Below are 20,071 nucleotides of genomic sequence, written 5' to 3'. Positions count from 1 at the left end.
GCTCCCTTTATTGCGTACCGCTTGCACGCTGCCCGGCAGGCAGAATCTCAAACGGCGTCTCCCGCACAGTCGGCCGATCCGCGCGTCGCGCACGAACCACCGCAAGCACGCCATAAAACACCACACTAACGACCACAAAAATGAACAACCCAGCCAGCGCAGCATCAACATAGTCATTGAACATGATCCGATGCATCTGCTCGATCGACTTTGCCGGCGCGACGATCTTGCCAGCATCGGCAGATGCACCGAGCTTCGCAGCATGCGCCAGAAACCCAACCTTCGGATTTGCGTCGAAAATCTTCTGCCAGCCAGCCGTCATCGTACAGACCAGCAGCCAGACGGTCGGCACAAGCGTCACCCACGCAAAACGTTCGCGCTTCATCTTGAACAGCACCACCGTGCCGAGCACCAGCGCAATCCCCGCCAGCATCTGGTTCGAAATGCCGAACAGCGGCCACAGCGTATTGATGCCGCCAAGCGGATCGACCACGCCCTGATACAGAAAGTAACCCCACGCCGCAACGCACAGCGCAGTAGCGATCAGGTTCGCCGGCAGCGATTCCGTACGCTTGAGGGCAGGGTGGAACGTGCCCAGCAGATCCTGCAGCATGAAGCGGCCCGCACGCGTGCCCGCATCGACGGCCGTCAGGATGAAGAGCGCTTCGAACAGAATCGCGAAGTGATACCAGAACGCCATCATCGCCTGGCCACCAATCACCTGATGGAGAATCTGCGCCATGCCCACGGCCAGTGTCGGCGCGCCGCCTGCACGCGCGACGATCGTCGTCTCGCCAACTGCCTGCGCTGTTTGCGTCAGCATTTCTGGCGTCAGCATGAAGCCCCATTGCGATACCGTCTGCGCAACCGCGTCGGGCGTCGTGCCGAGCACGGCTGCGGGCGCATTCATCGCGAAGTAGATGCCCGGCTCGATCACGGCTGCCGCCACCAGCGCCATGATCGCGACAAACGATTCCATCAGCATCGCGCCATAACCGATGAAGCGCGCATTCTTTTCATTGTCGAGCAGCTTCGGCGTCGTGCCCGACGAGATCAGCGCGTGGAAGCCCGACACTGCGCCGCAAGCGATCGTGATGAACAGGAACGGGAACAGATTGCCCGACCACACAGGCCCCGTACCGTCGACGAACTTCGTCAGCGCGGGCATCTTGAGTTCCGGCGCAACGACGAGAATGCCGATCGCGAGACCGAGAATCGTGCCGATCTTCAGGAACGTCGACAGATAGTCGCGCGGCGCAAGCAGCAGCCACACAGGCAGCACCGAAGCCACAAAACCGTAGCCGATCAGAATCCAGGTGAGCTGCGTGCCGCTGAACGTGAACCACGCGGCGAGCGCGGGATTGTCGTGCACGCTCTGACCAAACACGATCGATGCCATCAGCAGCACGAAGCCGATCACCGATACTTCGCCAATGCGGCCCGGCCGGATGAAGCGCGTGTACACGCCCATGAACAGCGCGATGGGGATGGTCGCAGCGACCGTGAACGTGCCCCACGGCGAATTGGTCAGCGCCTTCACGACGATCAGCGCGAGCACGGCAAGGATGATCACCATGATGAGGAACGCGCCGAACAGCGCGATCACGCCGGGCACGGTGCCAAGCTCCATCTTGACGAGATCGCCGAGCGAACGTCCGTCGCGGCGCGTCGAGATGAACAGCACGATGAAGTCCTGCACGGCGCCGGCAAACACGACGCCCGCGAGAATCCACAGCATGCCGGGCACGTAGCCCATCTGCGCGGCGAGCACCGGGCCGACCAATGGGCCCGCGCCCGCGATCGCCGCGAAGTGATGGCCGAACAACACGTACTTGTTGGTCGGCACGTAGTCGAGACCGTCGTTGTGCCGCACGGCGGGCGTCATGCGCTGGCCGTCGAGTTGCAAGACGTGGTTCGCGATAAAGCGGCTGTAGAAGCGATAAGCGATCAGATAGACGCAGACGGCGGCGATCACAACCCAGAGGGCGCTGACCTTCTCGCCGTGCGCAAGCGCGATGGTGCCGAACGCGAATGCGCCGAGAAGCGCGACCGCTGTCCAGATCAGTAAACTGGATGCCCGGTTCATGGGAGTCTCCATAATTTTGTTTGCATGCCCGTCAGCGCCTGCTGGCGAGACCTCTGCGACGCGCCAGAGGTCGCGCCGCGCATGGTCGAAGATGTGCCATGCTTTGGGCGTGTAGTATTCGTCTTCGTCGTGTGCGCCACAAGCGCACAACTACGTAAGCGCGCTACGTAGAATTACGTAGGCAGTCCGACCGGTTTTCCGCAGATGAAACTCAAGGCAAAGATCTTTCTGCTCGCCCTCGTGCCGTTTCTGGCCGCGATCGCGGGCATTGCGCTCGGCGTGCGCCATCAGGCCACCGCGCTCGCGATCGCGCAGCACGACACGACGCAATCGGCCTACATGGCGAGCAAGGAAATCGAGCTGCGCCACTACGTCGATCTCGCCACCAGCGCGATCAAGCCGCTCTACGACGAAGCGGGCGTCAACGCACGCGACGACGCGATCCTGCGCAACCGCGCGCTCGCGATGCTCGAAAAAATGGACTTCGGGCAGGACGGCTACTTCTTCGTCTACGACATGCACGGCCGCTCGCTGATGCATCCGCGCGAGCCGGATCTCGTCGGGCGCGACCTGTGGACCTTGCGCGATCCCGCAGGCTCGCTGACCATCCAGCAACTCATCGCGGCGGCCGCCGAGGGCGGTGGCTACGTGCGCTATGTGTGGCATCGTCCGTCGACGGGCAAGCTCGCGCCGAAGCTCGGCTATGTCGTGCCGCTGCCGCGCTGGGGCTGGATGCTCGGCACGGGCATCTATCTCGACGACGTCGACACCACACTCGCGCGCATCGACCAGCGTGCATCCTCCGACATCGAGCACACCATGCTATGGATCGGCGCGATCGCGCTCGCGGGGTTGTGCGTGATCGCCGTGTGCGCGCTGGTGCTGAACGTCAGCGAATACCGCAGCGCCGACGCGAAGCTCAAGCGCCTCGCACAGCAGGTGGTCGAATCGCAGGAAAACGAACGGGCGCGGCTGTCGCGCGAACTGCATGACGGCATCAGCCAGATGCTCGTGTCCGTCAAGCTGCTGCTGGAGTCGGCGCTGGCGCGCTTCGAACTGAGCGAGCCGCGCGTGCAGCCGGCGGAAGCGGCGCTGTCCACGGGGATCGGGCGGCTCGGCGACGCGCTGCGCGAGGTGCGGCGGATCTCGCATGCACTGCGTCCTTCGATGCTCGACGATCTTGGCCTAGCCGCCGCACTCGAACAGCTGACGCGCGAACTGAGCACGCAAAGCCATCTGTCGATCGGCTTCACGCAGATCGTTCACGATCATGCCGCGCAACTGCCCGACACCGTCAAGACGGCGCTGTTCCGCATCGCGCAGGAAGCGTTGACGAACATCTTCCGGCACGCGCAGGCGACGCAGGCCGCCGTCTCGCTGGAAGTGTCTGCGCGCCGCGTCACGCTGTCGATCAGCGACGACGGCCGCGGCTTCGATGTCGAACGGGTGCAGGCTGACCCAAGCGCGGGCGTCGGCTTGCGCAACATGCGCGAGCGGCTGGAGGCGCTGAACGGCGAGTTGCAGTTCGTGTCGCGGCCGGGCCATACCCTCGTCACGGCGACTGCGCCGCTTTTCGCGCAGGAAGCGCTTCACATCGAAATGCAGGCAGACCCTTCATGAACAGTCCAGCGGGCGCGGCGCGCCTTATCCTCGTCGACGATCATCCCCTCGTGCGCGATGGCTTGCGCGCGCGGCTCGATACCGTGCCGGGGTTCGCCGTGGTCGGCGAAGCGGGTAACGCCGACGAAGCGCTGGCGCTCGCGGCCGCGCACGAGCCGGATCTCGTGCTGATGGACGTGGGCATGCGAGGGATGAACGGCATTGCGCTCGCCGCGCTGTTTCATGAGCGCTTTCCGGGCATCCGCGTGCTGATGCTGTCGATGCACGACAACGTCGAATACGTGACCCAGGCGGTCCGCGCGGGCGCGAGCGGTTACGTGTTGAAGGATTCGCCGGGCGCGGAGATCATCCGCGCGATCGGCGCCGTGCTCGACGGCAAGACTTATTTCAGCGAAGGGCTCAGCGCGCGGCTGATTCATGCGTCGGCGATGCGCAATCCGATCGAACGTCTGACGCCACGCGAGCGCGATATTCTCGATCAACTCGCCGAAGGGCTGTCGAGCAAGCAGATCGCGCAACGCAATGGTCTTTCAGTGCGCACCGTCGAAACGCATCGGTTGAATCTGAAGCGCAAGCTCGAGATCGAAGGGCAGGCCGAGCTGATCAAGTTTGCGGTGGAGCATCGGCGCACGGGGTGAGCCGGGCAGCGGAGGGCTGTCCGGCGGGTCGCGGTTGCCCGCCGCTCACACCTTCCTGACGAATTCCGACTTCAGACTCATGGCGCCGAAGCCATCGATCTTGCAATCGATATCGTGATCACTGTCCACCAGCCGGATATTCTTTACCTTGGTGCCCATCTTGACCACGCCTGCCGAGCCTTTCAGTTTCAGGTCCTTGATGACAGTCACGGTATCGCCGTCCTGCAAGACGTTTCCGGCCGAATCCCGATAGACCTTTTCGGCGGGTTCGGTCGTCACCACTGACTGCGTCGACCATTCATGCGCACATTCCGGGCAGATATAGACGCCCGCGTCTTCGTACGTGAACCCGGAATTGCATTTGGGACAATGGGGTAGCGTGCTCATGAGTATTCCTTGATGCCTGGCGTCAGCAGTAAAAGCGCGAAAGTATAGCGCTATGCGACGCAGGCTTTCCTGGAAACTGTGTCAATCACTCGTCGCGTCAACGGGTGCTTGCGCGTCGCTGCGTTTCGGCCTGCGCACAGCACGCAGTGTTCCGCTGTTGCCACCGCCGCAGAAGAACCGTTCAGCACCATCCGATTCGACGCCCGACACACGGACCCCTTCCGGCATGTCGAGCGTCTCCAGCACTTCACCCGTGCGCGGATCGACGTGTCGCAAATCGCTCTGGTCGCCTTCCCACGTACCGTGCCACAACTCGCCGTCCACCCATGTCACGCCCGTGACGAACCGGTTCGATTCGATCGTGCGAAGTATCGCGCCTGTCTGCGGATCGAGTTGATGGATCTTGCGTTCCTGATACTGCCCGACCCACAGCGCGCCTTCCGCCCACGCGAGCCCCGAATTGCTGCCTGCAGGCGCGGGAATCGTCGCAAGCACGCCGCCCGTCTTCGGATCGACCTTGCGAATCTGGTCGCCGGCGATCTGGTACAGGTGCTGTCCGTCGAACGCCGTGCCTGCCGTTGCGGGAATCTCGATCGAACGCACCGTTTCTCCGCTCGATGGATCGAGCGCGTTGACCGCTTCGCCCGAAGCGAACCACACATGCTGGCCGTCGTAGGTGACGCCATGCACGTTGTCGATGTCCGGAAAAGGTCCATATTCACGTACGATTTCAGCAGGTGAGCGTTTCATGCTTGCGTCCTCGTCGGTGAAGTGTCGAGCCTTACATGCTAATCGATTGGCAGCGCAGCGGGGAGTAACAAGACTGTCGCGAAACCCGGCATGGGCGGCATCATCCAGCGGCGCGCGCGGCCCTGGCCGAACGACTGCACCTTGCCCGCCGACGCGAGGGTATCGAGCGCGCGCTGCACGGTTCGCTGGCTCGCGCCGAGTGCAAGCGCGAGCGCGGAACTCGACCACGATTCGCCGTCCGCGAGCAACGCCAGTAACGACGCGTGTTCTTCGTCGACGGGCCGCGCCAGCACGACCACTTCGGATGCGCGGCGCGGCGTCAGTGCGAAGCCGCGCTTCGTGGCATCGATATCGGCGAGCGCGCCGAGCATCGTGCGCAGCCGTCCGATCTCGACACGCAGGCGCGCGCGATGCGTTTCGTCCGCGTGCTTCATGCGGAATGCGCGCTCGATCAGCGTGTCGCGCGGCACGTCGTTGGGCCAGGCTTCGGCGAGCATTCGCACAAGCGTGAACAGCACGGGGCGCGTCGCGAGCGGCACGACGTGGTCCCCGTCGCGCACGGCGTAACGGCAAGCGTCGATGACGAGCGCTTTCGATGCCATCAACGCTTCGACATCTTCGAGCAGCAGAAGCCGTTCGTCGCCGCCTGCGATCAGACGCGCAGCGGGTGTATCGAGCAGGCGCGCTGCGTTTTCCACTTCCGCTGCGAGACCAGGAATGCCGGCATGGCGCGCGGCGCGTTCCGCTTTCGCCAGCGCCGCGCGAGCGATCTTCGTGCGCAGGCGCCGCATTGCGATACCCGCGACGATCAGCTCGTGCGCGGCGCTCGATGCAGGCGGAAAGGGCGCGGCATCGAGACCGTCGAGCAGACGTTCGGCCTCGTCGAGATGCCCGATCAGCAGCAGACGGCGCACCTGAAGATTGCGCGCGTGTGCGGCGTTCTGGCGGTCGTCATGCGCTTCGAGCGTCCGGCGTGCGGCTTCGAGCGATTTCGCGGGCCAGCCGAGATCGCGCGACGCAAGCGCAATCTCCGCTTCGGCGACGATGCATCGCGCGCGGGCAACGGCTTCCCTCGGACCGAACGCGCGCGCCGCGCTGCGAATCAGCGCCTTCGCGCGCGCGAGGTCGCCGAGTTGCGCCATCGCGATGCCGCGCAGCGCGAGCGCGGGCGCGTCGTCGCGCAACGCGACGCGGTTCAGCGCGCCGAGGGGATTACCCGCGGCGAGCGAGCGCGCGGCGGCTGCGAGGGTTGCGTCCATCTGAATCACGCCACACTTGTCACTCCCGTTCATTGAATGTCCCGCACTAATCTAGCACGACACGTTTCATCGACGGCACGCATTGGACATTCAACGGAGGGACGAACGATGAGCAAGCATACGGTCGCCACACGCGACGCATGGCTAAAAGCACGCCTCGAACTGCTGGAAGCGGAGAAGGCGTTGACGCGGCGCAGCGACGAACTTGCGCGGCAGCGTGAGGCGCTGCCGTGGGTGAAGATCGACAAGCCGTACCGTTTCGAAACGGACGAGGGTAGCGCGACGCTGACGGATCTTTTCAGAGGACGCTCGCAACTGATCGTCTATCACTTCATGTTCGGTCCCGACTACACGGCGGGTTGCCCGTCGTGCTCGGCGATCGCGGATGGCTTCGATGGCGTCGCCGTGCATCTCGCGAATCACGATGTGACGCTGATGGCCGTGTCCCGCGCGCCGCTCGCGAAGTTGCAGGCTTACAAGGCGCGGATGGGGTGGAAGTTTCCGTGGGCATCGGCGGACGGTAGCGATTTCAACTTCGATTTCAGCGTGTCGTTCACGGAAGCGCAGCAACGCGCGGGCGATATCGAATACAACTTCGAGCGCGCGGGGCATGCAATGGACATGACGCCCGCGCCGGAACCTGTCGTCCGGTTCGCGGCCAGTTGCGGCACCGATGCGCCCGCCTATTCGCGCGACAGGCCGGGCATCAGCACCTTCGTATACGAGGACGGCGTCGTGTATCACGCGTATTCGACGTACGCGCGCGGTGTGGATGGACTGTGGGGCATGTACCAGTGGCTCGACCGTGCGCCGAAAGGGCGCAACGAGAAGGGCATCTGGTGGCGGCGTCACGACGAGTACGAACGGCGTTGAGGTGGATCGTGGATTTCGCTGGCGTTTTCATGCAAACGGACACCTTGAATGCTGTGGCGAATCCGCGTGCGTCGCGGCGCGCGTTCTTCGGTGTTGTGGCGCTGGTCTTCGTGGCTTCGGCTGCGCTGACAGTCATCGCGGGCATGTCGATGTCGTCGATGAGCGGACTGCCGATGCCGGGCGGCTGGTCGCTGTCGATGACATGGGCGCCGATGTGCGGGCAGAAATGGCCACGCGTCGCGGCGACGTTCATCGGCATGTGGATCGTGATGATGATCGCGATGATGCTGCCGTCGCTCGCGCCCGTGCTGTGGCGCTATCACGAAGCCATCGGCAGAACGGGCGTGATGCGTGTGCGTTGGATGACTGCGCTGGCGGGTGTCGGCTACTTCTTCGTGTGGGCTCTTCTCGGCGTGGTCGTGTTTGTGCTGGGCGTCGCATTGATGACGCTTGCGTTGCGCGTGCCGTCGCTGGCTCGCGCGATGCCCGTCGCGGCGGGCTGTGTCGTGCTGCTCGCAGGCATCGCGCAGTTCAGCGCATGGAAGTCGCGTTATCTGGCGTGCAGCCGGATGCTGACGGCGACGCGCAGCGCAAGCGAAGCATGGAAGCAAGGCATGCGTCTCGGCGTGCATTGCATCTTGTGCTGCGCGGGACTAACGTCGGTGCTTCTCGTCAACGGCATGATGGATCTGCGCGCAATGGCATTCGTAACGCTGGCGATCACGGCTGAACGTCTCGCGCCATATCCCGAGCGTATTGCGCAAGCGATTGGCGTCGCCGTTGTGGTTAGAGGCTTATGGCTGCTCTTGCAAGCATCTTGACGAAAGGCCGGCATGCGAATCCACCGCCTGCCGGCCGCGACCTCAAATCGATTTCACTTCTCCGCCATCCATGCGCAACGACGATCCCGTCATCCAGTGCGCGCCGGGCGATACGATAAACGCCATCAACTCGGCGATTTCCTCGGGCTCGCCGTACCGCGCAATGCCTGCTTCCTTTGGAAACTTCGCCGTCGCTTCTTCGACAGTCATGTTGTGCAGCGGCGCCCAATGCTCCAGATACGACTGGCGACGCCCCGTCATCACCGGGCCAGGCAACACGCTGTTGACCTGCACGCCGTCTTCGATGCCGCGATCCGAGAATGCCTTCGCCAACGCGACGATCGCCGCGTTGATCGTGCCGACGGCCGCATACGGCGCCTTCGGAAACAGCGCGGAGTTACCCGACATCAGCACGACCGACCCGACGTCGCCTTCAACGCGGGCCACGCTGCAATCGTCAGACGCCGCGCGCCGTGCAGCTTCAATGCAAGGCCGTGCTCCCACTGTTCGTCGGTCATATCGAACACGTCGATTTGCGGCACCGCGCCCGCAATGTTAAGCAACGCGTCGATCCGGCCAAACGACGCCAGCGCCTGATCGACGACTTCCTGCGCGGCACTCGGCAGCGACAGGTCGATGTCAATAGCGAGCGCCTTCGCGCCCGCATCGATCACGGCCTGCGCCGTTTCGTCCAGATTCTCGCGATTGCGCGCGACCAGCACGAGCGCACCGAAGTCCTTCGCCAGTCTGATTGCCGTCGAACGGCCGATGCCTTGGCTAGCGCCCGTGACGATCGCTACTTTGCTTGACATGTCGTTTCTCCTGGTTGGATGCGTCAACAGGTTTTAGTGGACGACGACCATCTTGCCGCCCGCTTCATTCGCTTCCATCACGCGGTGCGCTTCGTGGATCTGATCGAACGAGAACACGCGCGACGGCTTCGCCTTGAGTCGGCCGGCAGCGACATCGGCGGCGATGGCTTGCAGCGGCACATCGGAAAGCGGGAAACCCGGCGTACCGAACACGAAGCTGCCGAAGAACGTCAGGTACACGCCGCTCGTCATTTGCAGCAACGGATTGAAATCCGCGATCGGCGCAAGACCGCCAAGCCAGCCAGCGAGACACGCGCGACCGCCACGGCGCAGCATCTGGAGCGAATCGAGAATCACACTGTTGCCGACCAGATCGAGCACCGCGTCGATCTGCTTCGCTTCTGCGATGCGCTTCGACAGATCGGGACCTTCCAGTTCGACGCGCTCGGCACCGAGTGCTTTGAGCATGTCGAAGCGCGCCTGACTGCGCGTCGTCGCGATCACCTTCGCACCCGCATTCACGGCGAGATTCACAGCGGCCTGTCCGAACGACGACGTCGCGCCGCGAATCACAACGGTTTGCCCGGCCTTGAGTTCGAGGTTGCGGAACAGGCATGTCCACGCCGTCGCGTAGGTTTCGGGAATTGCCGCGAGTTCTGCCCACGGCAGATCGGATTCGATCAGCGCGACGTTCGAAACGGGTGCCCGCGTGTACTCCGCGTAGCTGCCGTTGATCGTGCGACCGAGGCCGCCCATCAGCGCAGCGACCTTCGCGCCGACGGGAAACTCGCCGCCCGGACACGACTTCACGATGCCCACGCATTCGATTCCGCTCACCTTCGCGGCTTCGGCCCATTCGCCGCGCCGCATATGCATTTCGGCGTGATTGATGCCGAACGCCTTGATTTCGATGACCACGTGACCTTCCAGCGGTTCCGGTTCCGGCATTTCCGTATAGACGAGGCTGTCGATACCACCGAACTTTTCGAGCACGATTGCACGCATGAGGATTCTCCTAGGGGGATGGCGCGTCGGTCGACGCAGTGTGTAATCAGGTGAACGAGCAGGCGAACGAGCCGTTCGCCTGTCATTTCTGGTTTCAGCGAGTCAGAAAGCCGGTAATGGCGGCGGCGATGTCAGCCGCGTGTGTTTCGAGCGCGAAGTGGCCCGTATCGAAGAAACGCACGTCCGCATTCGGCAGATCGCGCTTGAACGCTTCGGCGCCGGGCGGCAGGAAGAACGGATCGTTCTTGCCCCACACCGCGAGAAACGGCGGCTGGTGCGTGCGGAAGTACTGCTGGAACGCCGGGTACAGCGCGACGTTGCTTTGATAGTCGCCGAACAGGTCAAGCTGGATCTCGTGCGCGCCGCGACGGTTCATGTAGTAGTCGTCGAGCGAATAGCCGTCGGGCGAAACCTGCGTCGCGTCGCTCACGCCGTGCGTGTATTGCCAGATCGTCGTGTCGCGGGTCAGCATGGCTCGCAGCGCGTCGCGGTTCGCTTGCGTCGGCTCCTTCCAGTACGCCTGAATAGGATTCCAGCCTTCGCTCAGTCCTTCCACATACGCGTTGCCGTTCTGCGAAATGATCGCCGTGATGCGCTCGGGGTGCTTCAGCGCGAGCCGGAAGCCCGTCGGCGCGCCGTAATCGAAAACGTAGACAGCGTAGCGCTCGAAGCCGATCACTTCCGTGAACCGGTCGATCACATTGGCGAGGTTATCGAACGTGTAGGCGAATTGGTCGCGCTCCGGCATGTCCGACTGGCCGAAGCCCGGCAAATCCGGCGCGACGATATGAAACCGGTCGGCGAGCAGCGGAATCAGGTCGCGGAACATGTGGCTGGAACTCGGAAAGCCGTGCAGCAGTAGCAGCTTCGGCGCGCCGGCGCGGCCCGCTTCCCGATAGAACACGTTGAAACCGTCAACGTCGGCGCGGCGATGGGCAATCGTGGACATGGCGTTTCTCTCCGTAAAGATAAATTTCACTCGACTCAGTCAACGCGACTTGTGCCGCGCCTTGCTTCAGAATCGCGCAATTCTGTGTAACCGTTCAGCGCATGTTTTATAGGTTACGAATTGACAATGTAACTTGTCAAGTGCTTTTTTAGTGGTTACGATGGAGTCATCGTCACCTTACATTCGTCATAGCAATGGACTACCGCCAGATACCGGCCATGTTTTTGGCCGACGCGCCGGGGCTCGATTTCCTGAATTCGATTGCGACGCCCGTCGACGTGCCCGTCGACTGGATCAGCGACGGCGAAGGGCTGCTCGGCTGGCTCGACCAGGCCGGCATGGTGCCGCCCGATGCGCTCGCGGCGATCCGTTCGCGCACGACGCCCGCCGAACTCGATGAGGTCGCGGCGAAGGCGCGCGAACTGCGCGAGTGGTTTCGGGGGTACGTGAAAAAGAGGAAAGGGCATGCGCTCGCGGCAACCGATCTGCGCGAACTCGAACCCTTGAACGCGTTACTCGCGCGCGACGAACAGCATGGCGAGATCGTCGCGAACAGTCCGGACGCGCCGACCGCGTTTTCGTTTCACACGGTGCGGCGCTGGCAGTCGGCGGAGTCGCTGCTGATGCCGATCGCCGAGGCGCTGGCGAAACTCGTCTGCGAAGAGGATTTCACGCAGGTGAAGGCGTGCGAAGGGCCGACGTGCACGCTGCTGTTCGCCGATCACACGCGAGGCCATGCGCGCAGGTGGTGCAGCATGGCCGTCTGCGGCAATCGGGCGAAAGTGGCCGCGCATCGGGCGCGGCTCAAGGAGGAGAATCGGGACTAAACCGCGAGACACGCACGCGGCAGCGCTTCACATTTTTCTGGAGGAGAACGCGGTATGAACCACATCAAGGCCATTGCATTCGACCTGTACGGCACGCTGTTCGACGTGCATTCGGTTGCCGTCCAGTGCGACGCGCAGTTCCCTGGACGCGGCCAGGAAATCAGCAACGTGTGGCGGCAGAAGCAACTCGAATACACCTGGCTGCGCAGCCTGATGAACCGCTATATCCCGTTCGAGCACGTGACGGAAGAAGCGTTGCGCTTCACGATCCGGCATCTTGGGCTTGAACTCGACGAGCGCGCATGCCGCTCGCTGTCGGACGCGTATCTGCGTCTGCAAGCGTATCCGGAAGTGCCGGATGCGCTGCGCGCGCTGCGGGATCGCGGACTGAAGCTCGCGATCCTGTCGAACGGCTCGCCGCATTCGATCGATGCCGTCGTGACTAACGCAGGGCTTCGGAACAGCTTCGACCATCTGCTGAGCGTCGATCCCGTGCGCGTCTACAAGCCGGACAATCGCGCTTACGAACTGGCGGAACAGACGTTTGGCGTCGGCCGGAGGGAAATCCTGTTCGTGTCGTCGAACGCGTGGGATGCGACAGGTGCGCGCTACTTCGGTTTTCCGACCTGCTGGATCAACCGCGGCGGCAAGACGTTCGAGGAAATGGGACAGCGGCCGGACTGGGAGGTGAACGGTCTGGATCGTCTCGTGACGTTGTTCGCTTCGGCGGCTGCCTGAAAGCGCGCGATTGGCGTCTGTCTGCCACGCGCGCGTCGTGCTGTGTTTCCAGCGTCACGATGCGCGCGCGGGCGCTATACCCACCCTCGATTCGCCGCTTCAGATAACGCCGCTCACTGCGGCTTGCCCGACGCAAGCTGCTGATTGCGGTCCGTCAAAAACCGCAGCAGCCCATCGATGCCGCTTTGCTGGATCGTCTCGCCGAACTGCTGCCGATACGTCTGCACGAGCCATGCGCCCATCACGTTGAGGTCGTATACGCGCCAGCCTTGCGGCGTCTTGCGCAAGCGGTAATCGATCTCGACGGGCTGCGCATTGGTGGAAGCGATCGTGCGCACGACGGCGTCGGTGTCCGTCGGCGCGACGCGCATCGGCGGATATTCGATCTTCTGATCCGGCTTGAGCTGCGCGAGCGCGCCTGAATACAAGTGGATCAGCAGCATCTTGAACTGTTGCACGAGTTGCTGCTGTTGCGCGGGGGTGGCCGTTCGCCAGTAGCGGGCCAACGCAAGCTGCGTCGTATGTTCGAAGTCGATATAAGGCAGGATGTCCCGGTTCACGATGTCCATGATGCGTGGGATATCCGAGGGGTCGATCGCCTGCCTGTGGACTTCGTCGAGGACCTGCTGCGTCACCGATTTGACCAGAATCTGCGGATCGGAGCTATCGACGGTCTGCGCCGATACCGTGTTGCCGAAGGCAAGCATCGTGAAGAACAGGACGGCAACGAAAAATCGCGATCTGATGTGGGCAATGTTCATGATGTAAATGCGTTGTCTAACAACACCGGCGAGGGGCTTCGCCGTGACCACAGCTATTGTAGGTGGGTTGCAAAAAATCGGCAGCGAGGGTGCCCGTCATCGCCGAAACCTATGGCGGGCAGAGCAATCTGGTATTTGCGTTGACGCAGGGCAGGCTTTCAAATAGAGGCTGCCAACGAAGCTCAGGCTCGTGATTCTTCTATAAAGGTGGAGACGACCATGAAAGTGCTGGTCCCTGTCAAAAGAGTGGTTGACTACAACGTGAAGGTCCGCGTGAAGTCGGATAACACGGGCGTCGATATTGCGAATGTAAAGATGTCGATGAATCCGTTCGATGAAATCGCTGTTGAAGAAGCGGTGCGGTTGAAGGAGGCGGGTGTTGTCAGCGAGGTGATTGCCGTTTCTTGCGGTGTCGCGCAGTGTCAGGAAACGCTGCGTACGGCACTGGCGATCGGCGCGGATCGCGCTGTGTTGATCGAGTCGAATGAGGAACTTCAACCGCTGGCGGTTGCGAAGTTACTCAAGGCGCTGGTTGACAAGGAACAGCCTTCGCTCGTGATTCTCGGCAAGCAGGCCATCGACGACGATTCTAACCAGACGGGGCAAATGCTCGCTGCACTGTCTAATCTGCCGCAAGCGACGTTTGCATCGAAAGTTGTCGTGGCGGACGGCAAGGCGACGGTGTCGCGTGAAGTGGATGGCGGCGCGGAAACGTTGTCGCTGACGCTTCCGGCTGTGATCACGACCGATCTGCGCCTCAATGAGCCGCGTTATGTGACGCTGCCGAACATCATGAAGGCAAAGAAGAAGCCGCTCGAAATCGTGACGCCTGAAGACCTGGGCGTCGATGTCACGCCGCGTCTGAAGACGCTGAAAGTCAGCGAGCCGCCGAAGCGCTCGGCTGGCGTGAAGGTGGCCGACGTAAAGACGCTGGTCGAGAAGCTCAAGACCGAAGCCAAAGTTCTCTGAAGCACGGAAAAGAACATGACGATTCTGGTGATTGCTGAACACGACAACGCGGCGCTGAAGGCAGCGACGCTCAATACGGTTGCTGCCGCGCAGAAGATCGGTGGCGACCTTCATGTGCTGGTTGCGGGTCACAACGCACAAGGCGCAGCGGATGCGGCTGCGAAGGTGGCGGGCGTGGCGAAGGTGCTGGTCGCCGATGCGCCGCAACTGGCGGCTGGTCTCGCGGAAAACGTCGAGGCGACGGTGCTGAATATCGCGAAGGATTACTCGCACATCCTCGCGCCGGCGACGGCTTACGGCAAGAACATCGCGCCGCGCATCGCGGCAAAGCTCGACGTCGCGCAGATCAGCGACATCACCGCCGTGGTCAGCGCCGATACATTCGAGCGCCCGATCTATGCTGGCAACGCAATCGCTACGGTTCAATCTCAAGACCCGATCAAGGTCATCACGGTGCGCGCAACAGGCTTCGAGCCCGTTGCAGCGGAAGGCGGCAGTGCATCCATCGAGAAGATCGACGCAGCGGCAGACGCAGGCATCTCGCAGTTTGTGAGCCGCGAAGTCACGAAGCTGGATCGTCCGGAACTAACGAGCGCGAAGATCATTGTTTCGGGCGGTCGTGGTCTGGGCAGCGGCGAGAACTACACGAAAGTGCTGGAGCCGTTGGCAGACACACTACAGGCCGCGTTGGGCGCATCGCGCGCAGCCGTCGACGCTGGCTACGTGCCCAACGACTACCAGGTCGGTCAAACCGGCAAGATCGTCGCGCCGCAACTGTACATCGCAGTCGGCATCTCCGGCGCGATCCAGCATCTGGCTGGCATGAAGGACTCGAAGATCATCGTCGCAATCAACAAGGACGAAGAAGCGCCGATTTTCAGCGTCGCGGATTATGGCCTCGTCGGCGATCTGTTCACCGTCGTGCCGGAACTGACGGGCGCACTGTGACGAACACATTTGTCGGGAGTCGAGATGTCGCAGCCTGTTAATCGCCAGCATCGCTCGTTTCTGTTCGTTCCGGGCACGCGTCCGGAACGCTTCGAGAAGGCTTTGAGCAGCGGCGCGGACGCCGTCATCGTCGATCTGGAAGATGCCGTCGCACCCGGCGACAAGGACCGTGCGAGAGAGGCCGTAGCCGAGTGGCTCTCGCCAGAACGCCCGGTGTTGATCCGCGTGAACGCAGTCGGCACGCCGTGGTTCGAGAAGGACGCCGCGCTCGGCAAGCTACGCGGCGTCGCGGGTATCGTCTTGCCGAAAGCGGAACGCGCAGCTGATGTCACCACGCTCGTTTCGCGGACCCGAAGCACGATGCCCGTCTTTCCATTGATCGAAAGCGCGAAGGGTATGTGGAACGCGCTCGAAGTCGCGAAGGCGCCTTTCGTTCATCAGCTGATGTTCGGCACGCTCGACTTTTGCGCCGACATGGGCATGGCATCCGATGGCGAGGAACTGGATACGTTTCGCGCGAAGCTCGTGATGATTTCGCGCGTCGCGGAGATACGGCCGCCCATCGACGGCGTGACGCCCGCCATCGACGATGCGCAAACACTCGAAGCCGAAACCACAAAAGCAAAGCGCTGGGGATTCGCGGGCAAGCTCTGCATACATCCCAAACAGGTTTCGACGATCAACGATTGCTTCGCGCCCAGCGAGGCGGAGATAGCGTGGGCGAAGAAAGTGCTCGACGCGTTCGATCGCGGGAGCGGCGCAGCGGTGGCGGTGGATGGGAAAATGGTCGACCGGCCCGTGATTCTTCGCGCACAAGGCATTCTCGACGCAAGCCGCGCCTGAACGCTCCGCACGTATAGAGCGCGCATCCCACGTCCATCGAGCAAGCGGCAGTATAAAATGGGCTCCCAGCCCAAGCGCCCCAACACGTATCGACAAACCGAACGGCGCTCATCGCACAACTGCCCACACCTTCAACCGCTCATGGACGTCCGCCAGCTCCGCTACTTTGTCAGCATCGTCGATTACGGCAGTCTTGGCAAAGCGGCGGAAAAGCTCTTTGTCGCGCAACCTTCACTGAGTCAGCAGATGGCGCGACTCGAAGAGGAACTTGGCGTGTCGCTGCTATTGCGCAGCAATCATGGCGTCACGCCGACGGCCGAAGGCGATGCGCTCTATCGGCATGCGCGGCTCGTGCTGCGGCAGATGGAACAGCTCAAGCAGGAAGTGACGAAAGGCGCGGGCAGCGAGTCGGGCACAGTGGCAGTCGGTCTGCCGACCACGATGGCATCGGTGCTCGCCGTGCCGCTCTTCGAGCGGATTCAGGATCGCTATCCAGGTATCCGTCTGCAGTTCTTCGAGAGCATGAGCGGCTATCTCAACGAGTTGCTCGCGAACGGCAGACTGGACCTTGCGATCCTGTTTCGCGAGTCCGACACGCCCGGCATTTCCGCGTTACCCGTGCTCGACGAAACGCTCTATCTACTCGGCGAACCAGGCGGCACGGTCTCGCCGCGTTCTACGACTTGTCCGCTCGCGAAGCTCGCTGGCGTCAAGCTGGTGGCGCCGGGTGTGTCGAATGGCTTGCGGCTTTTGATCGAACGGACCTTTTCTAGCGAGAAGGTCGAGTTGAATATCATCGCCGATATCGATTCGTTGCCGTCGATGCTGCTGATCGCACATTCGGGCCGTGCGTGCACGATTCTGCCGTCGTCCGCGCTCGCGCAACTCGATCAAACGCGCATGCCGAAGATGCGCAAGATCGTCGATCCCGTCATTCGCCGTCCTGCCAGCATCTGCTGGCCGAATGGCGTGCCGATGCATTCGGCGACGGTGGCCGTGCGGGAAACGCTCATCGAGCTGATTGCCGAGCAGGTCGAATGCGAAACATGGCAGGGCGTGACGCTGCGCAAGCAGGGCACGCCCGGCTGAGTTCGATCTGCGCTCAAGCGTGTTCCGCCGCATGCGCGGAGTCGCGGGTATCGGCGGCAGAGGTGGCGTCGCTGGTTCCCGGCGCGACATCTTCGAGCGCATGCCGGCTCGTCTCGACGCGAAGAATGCAGATTGCGACGCACAGCACGGCAAAGATCACGCTCACCATCGCAATGACGCCCGATACACCGACACGCTGATACAGCAGCAGCGCCAGATACGGCGTCGCAATCGACGCGGCACGTCCGCATGTTCCCGCAACGCCCGTGCCGCGCAGGCGCACTTCCGTCGGGAACAGTTCGGGAATGTAGCCGAACAGCCCGAGCGTGGTGATCGTATAGATCGTCGTGACGAGACAGAAGCCGACGACGATGATCTGCGCAGGCTCGCGCAACGTCACGTAGATCCACCCCAGCACGATGCTGACCAGCGCGGCGAGCACGATGCCTTTCGCGCGGCCGATCCGGTCCGCGATCAGATAGCCGACCAGGCCGCCGACGGGCGAACCGATCGACATCAGCATCACGAAGCCGAGCGACTTGACGATCGACAGACCTTCACTGACGAAGAAGGTCGGCAGCCACGCGATGAAACCATACAGCCCGATGTTGACGGCAATCGCGGTGAGCGCGGCAACGCAGGTGCGCCCGCGCATGCCCGGCGCGAACAGCGCGCTCAGCGGCACCGCGCCGACGTTGAGGTTCACCACGCGCTGCACGGGCGGCAGCGTGCCGACGCGCGCTTCGACTTCGCGCTCGATCGCGGCGAGCGTCGCTTCCGCTTCGTCGAGGTGCCCCGTCGATTCGAGCCAGCGCGGCGATTCGGGCATCCGGTGACGCAGAAACCACACGATCAGCGCGCCGATACCCGCAATCGCGAACATATAGCGCCAGCCAAGGTTCGGGATGATCCAGTAGCCCGCCGCGAGCGCGGCGAACAGTCCGCTGTTGATGATGATCGCAAGCAGCGATACCCACTTGCCGCGCGTCGCGGGCGGCACGAACTCGGCCAGCGTGCCCGCCGCGACCACCAGTTCGGCGCCGAGTCCCACGCCCATGATGAAGCGCAGCACGATCAGCCATTCGATGTTCGGCGCGAAGCACGCGGCAATCGAAGCCAGCCCGAAGATACCGAGATTCAGCTGATACGAGTAGCGTCGTCCGAGCCGGTCGCCGATATGGCCCGCCGCATACGCGCCGATCATCATGCCGACGAAGGTCGCCGAGACGAACATCGCGCCATGCCGGAGATCGGTGAAGCCTTGCTTGACCATCGCCGCGACGGCGCCGTTGGCGAGATAGATGTCGAACGCGTCGAGAAACGCGCCACCGGCAATCAGGCCGAGTATCTTCCAGTGGAAACTGCAAATGGGCAGACGGTCGAGCCGACCGGCGGCGTTGACGGACATGGTTGTGTCTCCTGGTTGGGTTGCCTCGCCACATGCAGAAGAAGGGCGAGACGGGCGCGATTGTTTTGAAGTGATTGCCCGGATGTGTGGTCGTCGAATGGCTACACGGCATGCGACGCGCGCAGCGCGTCCACCTCCGCTGCGCTGAAACCCAGTTCACGCAAGATCGCGTCCGTATGCGCGCCGAGCGCGGGAACGGCGTCCATGCGAGGCTCGTCTTTGGCGGCCATGCCGGGCGGATAGAGCGCGGGGATCTCGCCCGCAGCCGTCTGCACATGCGTCCAGCGTTGGCGGGCCTGCAACTGTTCGTGGTTCCAGACATCGTGCATGTCGTTCATCCGCGCGTTCGCGATGCTGGCCTTCTCCAGACGTTCGATCACTTGCGCCGCCGTCCACGCAGAAAACGCATCGACGATAACGCGCGTGAGTTCCTCGCGATGCTTCGCACGGCCGCTGTTCGACGCGAAGCGTTCGTCGGTGAGCAGTTCGGGGCGCTCGATCACGGTCTCGCAGAAGTTCTTCCATTCGCGCTCGTTTTGCAGGCCGAGCATCACCGTCTTGCCGTCGCCGGCGACGAACGGACCGTACGGAAAAATGGTCGCGTGAGATGCGCCTGCCTGACGCGGCGGCGTCTGTCCATCGATCGAGTAGTAGAGCGGGTAGCTCATCCACTCGACCATGCTTTCGAGCATCGATACGTCGATGTGTTTGCCGCGACCCGTCTGCGCGCGTTCGAGCAGCGCGGCGAGGATGTTCGTGTAGCCATACATACCCGCCGCGATATCCGCGATCGAGCAGCCTGCTTTCGCGGGCTCGCCTTCTGAACCCGTGATGCTCAGAAAGCCCGATTCGCTCTGAATCAGCAGGTCATAGGCTTTCTTGTCACGAAAGGGACCATCCAGTCCATAACCCGATATATCGCAGACAATCAGCCTCGGATACTTCGCGCTCAGCGTCGCGTAGTCGAAGCCGAGGCGCTGCGTCGCGCCGGGCGCGAGGTTCTGCACGAATACGTCGGCATCGGCGAGCAGCTTGTGCACGATGTCGAGTGCTTGCGGCTGCTTGACATCGAGCGTAATGCTTTCCTTCGAGCGGTTCGTCCACACGAAATGCGACGCGAGGCCCGACACACGCTCGTCGTAGCCGCGTGCGAAATCGCCCGCGCCTGGCCGTTCGATCTTGATGACACGCGCGCCGAGATCGGCGAGCTGACGGGTGCAGAAGGGCGCGGCGATCGCGTGTTCGAATGTGACGACCTTGATGCCTTGGAGCGGACGCATGATCGGGC

General features: G+C 62.7%; 19 protein-coding genes and 1 pseudogene. 10 read left to right on the top strand and 10 right to left on the bottom strand.

All coding sequences use genetic code 11. The features are described 5' to 3' along the window. Positions 1-7: 7 nt before the first annotated feature. Entirely contained in the window at positions 8-2,086 is a 2,079-nt protein-coding gene (locus H1204_RS32355) for a carbon starvation CstA family protein (protein ID WP_180734609.1), read from the bottom strand. 204 nt (positions 2,087-2,290) lie between these two features. Between H1204_RS32355 and H1204_RS32350 the strand changes: the two genes are divergently transcribed. Both H1204_RS32350 and H1204_RS32345 read left to right on the top strand, forming a co-directional pair. Beyond that, a complete protein-coding gene (locus H1204_RS32350) occupies positions 2,291-3,706 on the top strand; it encodes a cache domain-containing protein (protein WP_180734608.1) in 1,416 nt (471 codons plus the stop codon). Further along, positions 3,703-4,344 (top strand): response regulator transcription factor, encoded by a 642-nt coding sequence (locus H1204_RS32345; RefSeq protein WP_180734607.1) that lies wholly within the window; start codon positions 3,703-3,705, stop codon positions 4,342-4,344. Before H1204_RS32350 ends, H1204_RS32345 begins: the two co-directional genes overlap by 4 nt. 45 nt (positions 4,345-4,389) lie before the next feature. Here the strand turns inward: H1204_RS32345 and H1204_RS32340 are convergent, their stop codons facing one another. From H1204_RS32340 to H1204_RS32330, 3 genes are all read right to left on the bottom strand, one after another. Beyond that, positions 4,390-4,731, bottom strand: a complete 342-nt coding sequence (locus H1204_RS32340; protein ID WP_180734606.1) for a zinc ribbon domain-containing protein YjdM — start codon at positions 4,729-4,731, stop codon at positions 4,390-4,392. Positions 4,732-4,812: 81 nt separating this feature from the next. Next, a complete protein-coding gene (locus H1204_RS32335) occupies positions 4,813-5,481 on the bottom strand; it encodes a PQQ-binding-like beta-propeller repeat protein (RefSeq protein WP_180734605.1) in 669 nt (222 codons plus the stop codon). Positions 5,482-5,519: 38 nt separating this feature from the next. Then, positions 5,520-6,740, bottom strand: coding sequence for a helix-turn-helix domain-containing protein (locus H1204_RS32330; protein ID WP_180734604.1), 1,221 nt, complete (start codon positions 6,738-6,740; stop codon positions 5,520-5,522). Positions 6,741-6,848: 108 nt separating this feature from the next. On the opposite strand from H1204_RS32330, the gene H1204_RS32325 reads away from it, so the two are divergent. Continuing rightward, positions 6,849-7,613 carry a DUF899 domain-containing protein gene (locus H1204_RS32325; RefSeq protein ID WP_180734603.1) on the top strand — a complete coding sequence of 255 codons (765 nt, stop codon included), beginning with the start codon at positions 6,849-6,851 and terminating at the stop codon, positions 7,611-7,613. A 29-nt stretch (positions 7,614-7,642) separates the two neighbouring features. Then, a complete protein-coding gene (locus tag H1204_RS32320; protein ID WP_180734602.1) occupies positions 7,643-8,434 on the top strand; it encodes a DUF2182 domain-containing protein in 792 nt (263 codons plus the stop codon). 42 nt (positions 8,435-8,476) lie between these two features. Here H1204_RS32320 and H1204_RS32315 read toward each other — a convergent pair. The 3 genes and pseudogenes from H1204_RS32315 to H1204_RS32305 all read right to left on the bottom strand — a co-directional run bounded on the left by H1204_RS32315 (position 8,477) and on the right by H1204_RS32305 (position 11,200). Next, positions 8,477-9,246, bottom strand: a pseudogene (locus H1204_RS32315) (SDR family oxidoreductase). A 33-nt stretch (positions 9,247-9,279) separates the two neighbouring features. Beyond that, positions 9,280-10,251, bottom strand: coding sequence for a zinc-binding alcohol dehydrogenase family protein (locus H1204_RS32310; RefSeq protein WP_180734601.1), 972 nt, complete (start codon positions 10,249-10,251; stop codon positions 9,280-9,282). Positions 10,252-10,345: 94 nt separating this feature from the next. Then, the gene (locus tag H1204_RS32305; protein WP_180734600.1) at positions 10,346-11,200 is read right to left on the bottom strand and encodes an alpha/beta hydrolase; all 855 of its coding nucleotides are present in this window, start codon (positions 11,198-11,200) and stop codon (positions 10,346-10,348) included. 194 nt (positions 11,201-11,394) lie between these two features. On the opposite strand from H1204_RS32305, the gene H1204_RS32300 reads away from it, so the two are divergent. Both H1204_RS32300 and H1204_RS32295 read left to right on the top strand, forming a co-directional pair. Then, positions 11,395-12,027 carry a CGNR zinc finger domain-containing protein gene (locus H1204_RS32300; protein ID WP_180734599.1) on the top strand — a complete coding sequence of 211 codons (633 nt, stop codon included), beginning with the start codon at positions 11,395-11,397 and terminating at the stop codon, positions 12,025-12,027. A gap of 54 nt (positions 12,028-12,081) precedes the next feature. Continuing rightward, a complete protein-coding gene (locus tag H1204_RS32295; RefSeq protein ID WP_180734598.1) occupies positions 12,082-12,765 on the top strand; it encodes a haloacid dehalogenase type II in 684 nt (227 codons plus the stop codon). Between the two features lie 113 nt (positions 12,766-12,878). Here the strand turns inward: H1204_RS32295 and H1204_RS32290 are convergent, their stop codons facing one another. Continuing rightward, positions 12,879-13,472, bottom strand: coding sequence for an ABC transporter substrate-binding protein (locus tag H1204_RS32290; protein WP_243468980.1), 594 nt, complete (start codon positions 13,470-13,472; stop codon positions 12,879-12,881). A gap of 273 nt (positions 13,473-13,745) precedes the next feature. Here H1204_RS32290 and H1204_RS32285 point away from each other — a divergent pair, with 273 nt between their 5' ends. The 4 genes from H1204_RS32285 to H1204_RS32270 all read left to right on the top strand — a co-directional run bounded on the left by H1204_RS32285 (position 13,746) and on the right by H1204_RS32270 (position 17,375). Then, positions 13,746-14,495: an electron transfer flavoprotein subunit beta/FixA family protein gene (locus H1204_RS32285; RefSeq protein WP_180734596.1), complete on the top strand. Its 750-nt coding sequence runs from the start codon at positions 13,746-13,748 to the stop codon at positions 14,493-14,495. Between the two features lie 15 nt (positions 14,496-14,510). Further along, on the top strand, positions 14,511-15,443 hold the full coding sequence (locus tag H1204_RS32280; RefSeq protein WP_180734595.1) for an electron transfer flavoprotein subunit alpha/FixB family protein: 933 nt from the start codon (positions 14,511-14,513) through the stop codon (positions 15,441-15,443). Between the two features lie 24 nt (positions 15,444-15,467). Beyond that, positions 15,468-16,286, top strand: coding sequence for a CoA ester lyase (locus H1204_RS32275; RefSeq protein ID WP_180734594.1), 819 nt, complete (start codon positions 15,468-15,470; stop codon positions 16,284-16,286). Between the two features lie 141 nt (positions 16,287-16,427). After that, positions 16,428-17,375, top strand: coding sequence for a LysR substrate-binding domain-containing protein (locus H1204_RS32270; RefSeq protein WP_180734593.1), 948 nt, complete (start codon positions 16,428-16,430; stop codon positions 17,373-17,375). Between the two features lie 13 nt (positions 17,376-17,388). Here H1204_RS32270 and H1204_RS32265 read toward each other — a convergent pair whose 3' ends face one another. Both H1204_RS32265 and H1204_RS32260 read right to left on the bottom strand, forming a co-directional pair. After that, complete coding sequence (locus tag H1204_RS32265; RefSeq protein WP_180734592.1) at positions 17,389-18,783, bottom strand: MFS transporter; 1,395 nt, start codon at positions 18,781-18,783, stop codon at positions 17,389-17,391. A gap of 101 nt (positions 18,784-18,884) precedes the next feature. Beyond that, positions 18,885-20,063 carry a CaiB/BaiF CoA-transferase family protein gene (locus H1204_RS32260; RefSeq protein ID WP_180734591.1) on the bottom strand — a complete coding sequence of 393 codons (1,179 nt, stop codon included), beginning with the start codon at positions 20,061-20,063 and terminating at the stop codon, positions 18,885-18,887. Between the last annotated feature and the right edge of the window lie 8 nt (positions 20,064-20,071).

The sequence above is a fragment of the Paraburkholderia sp. PGU19 genome, assembly GCF_013426915.1.
Classification (GTDB): Bacteria; Pseudomonadota; Gammaproteobacteria; order Burkholderiales; family Burkholderiaceae; genus Paraburkholderia.
The sequence above is the reverse complement of the archived record's forward strand: the minus strand, read 5'-3'. Positions and strand labels throughout refer to the sequence as shown.

Excerpts from the sequence above, each read along its gene's own strand:
- H1204_RS32355 (WP_180734609.1), bottom strand. The coding sequence starts at position 2,086 with ATGAACCGGGCATCCAGTTTACTGATCTGGACAGCGGTCGCGCTTCTC.
- H1204_RS32350 (WP_180734608.1), top strand. The coding sequence starts at position 2,291 with ATGAAACTCAAGGCAAAGATCTTTCTGCTCGCCCTCGTGCCGTTTCTG.
- H1204_RS32345 (WP_180734607.1), top strand. The coding sequence starts at position 3,703 with ATGAACAGTCCAGCGGGCGCGGCGCGCCTTATCCTCGTCGACGATCAT.
- H1204_RS32340 (WP_180734606.1), bottom strand. The coding sequence starts at position 4,731 with ATGAGCACGCTACCCCATTGTCCCAAATGCAATTCCGGGTTCACGTAC.
- H1204_RS32335 (WP_180734605.1), bottom strand. The coding sequence starts at position 5,481 with ATGAAACGCTCACCTGCTGAAATCGTACGTGAATATGGACCTTTTCCG.
- H1204_RS32330 (WP_180734604.1), bottom strand. The coding sequence starts at position 6,740 with ATGGACGCAACCCTCGCAGCCGCCGCGCGCTCGCTCGCCGCGGGTAAT.
- H1204_RS32325 (WP_180734603.1), top strand. The coding sequence starts at position 6,849 with ATGAGCAAGCATACGGTCGCCACACGCGACGCATGGCTAAAAGCACGC.
- H1204_RS32320 (WP_180734602.1), top strand. The coding sequence starts at position 7,643 with ATGCAAACGGACACCTTGAATGCTGTGGCGAATCCGCGTGCGTCGCGG.
- H1204_RS32310 (WP_180734601.1), bottom strand. The coding sequence starts at position 10,251 with ATGCGTGCAATCGTGCTCGAAAAGTTCGGTGGTATCGACAGCCTCGTC.
- H1204_RS32305 (WP_180734600.1), bottom strand. The coding sequence starts at position 11,200 with ATGTCCACGATTGCCCATCGCCGCGCCGACGTTGACGGTTTCAACGTG.
- H1204_RS32300 (WP_180734599.1), top strand. The coding sequence starts at position 11,395 with ATGGACTACCGCCAGATACCGGCCATGTTTTTGGCCGACGCGCCGGGG.
- H1204_RS32295 (WP_180734598.1), top strand. The coding sequence starts at position 12,082 with ATGAACCACATCAAGGCCATTGCATTCGACCTGTACGGCACGCTGTTC.
- H1204_RS32290 (WP_243468980.1), bottom strand. The coding sequence starts at position 13,472 with ATGCTTGCCTTCGGCAACACGGTATCGGCGCAGACCGTCGATAGCTCC.
- H1204_RS32285 (WP_180734596.1), top strand. The coding sequence starts at position 13,746 with ATGAAAGTGCTGGTCCCTGTCAAAAGAGTGGTTGACTACAACGTGAAG.
- H1204_RS32280 (WP_180734595.1), top strand. The coding sequence starts at position 14,511 with ATGACGATTCTGGTGATTGCTGAACACGACAACGCGGCGCTGAAGGCA.
- H1204_RS32275 (WP_180734594.1), top strand. The coding sequence starts at position 15,468 with ATGTCGCAGCCTGTTAATCGCCAGCATCGCTCGTTTCTGTTCGTTCCG.
- H1204_RS32270 (WP_180734593.1), top strand. The coding sequence starts at position 16,428 with ATGGACGTCCGCCAGCTCCGCTACTTTGTCAGCATCGTCGATTACGGC.
- H1204_RS32265 (WP_180734592.1), bottom strand. The coding sequence starts at position 18,783 with ATGTCCGTCAACGCCGCCGGTCGGCTCGACCGTCTGCCCATTTGCAGT.
- H1204_RS32260 (WP_180734591.1), bottom strand. The coding sequence starts at position 20,063 with ATGCGTCCGCTCCAAGGCATCAAGGTCGTCACATTCGAACACGCGATC.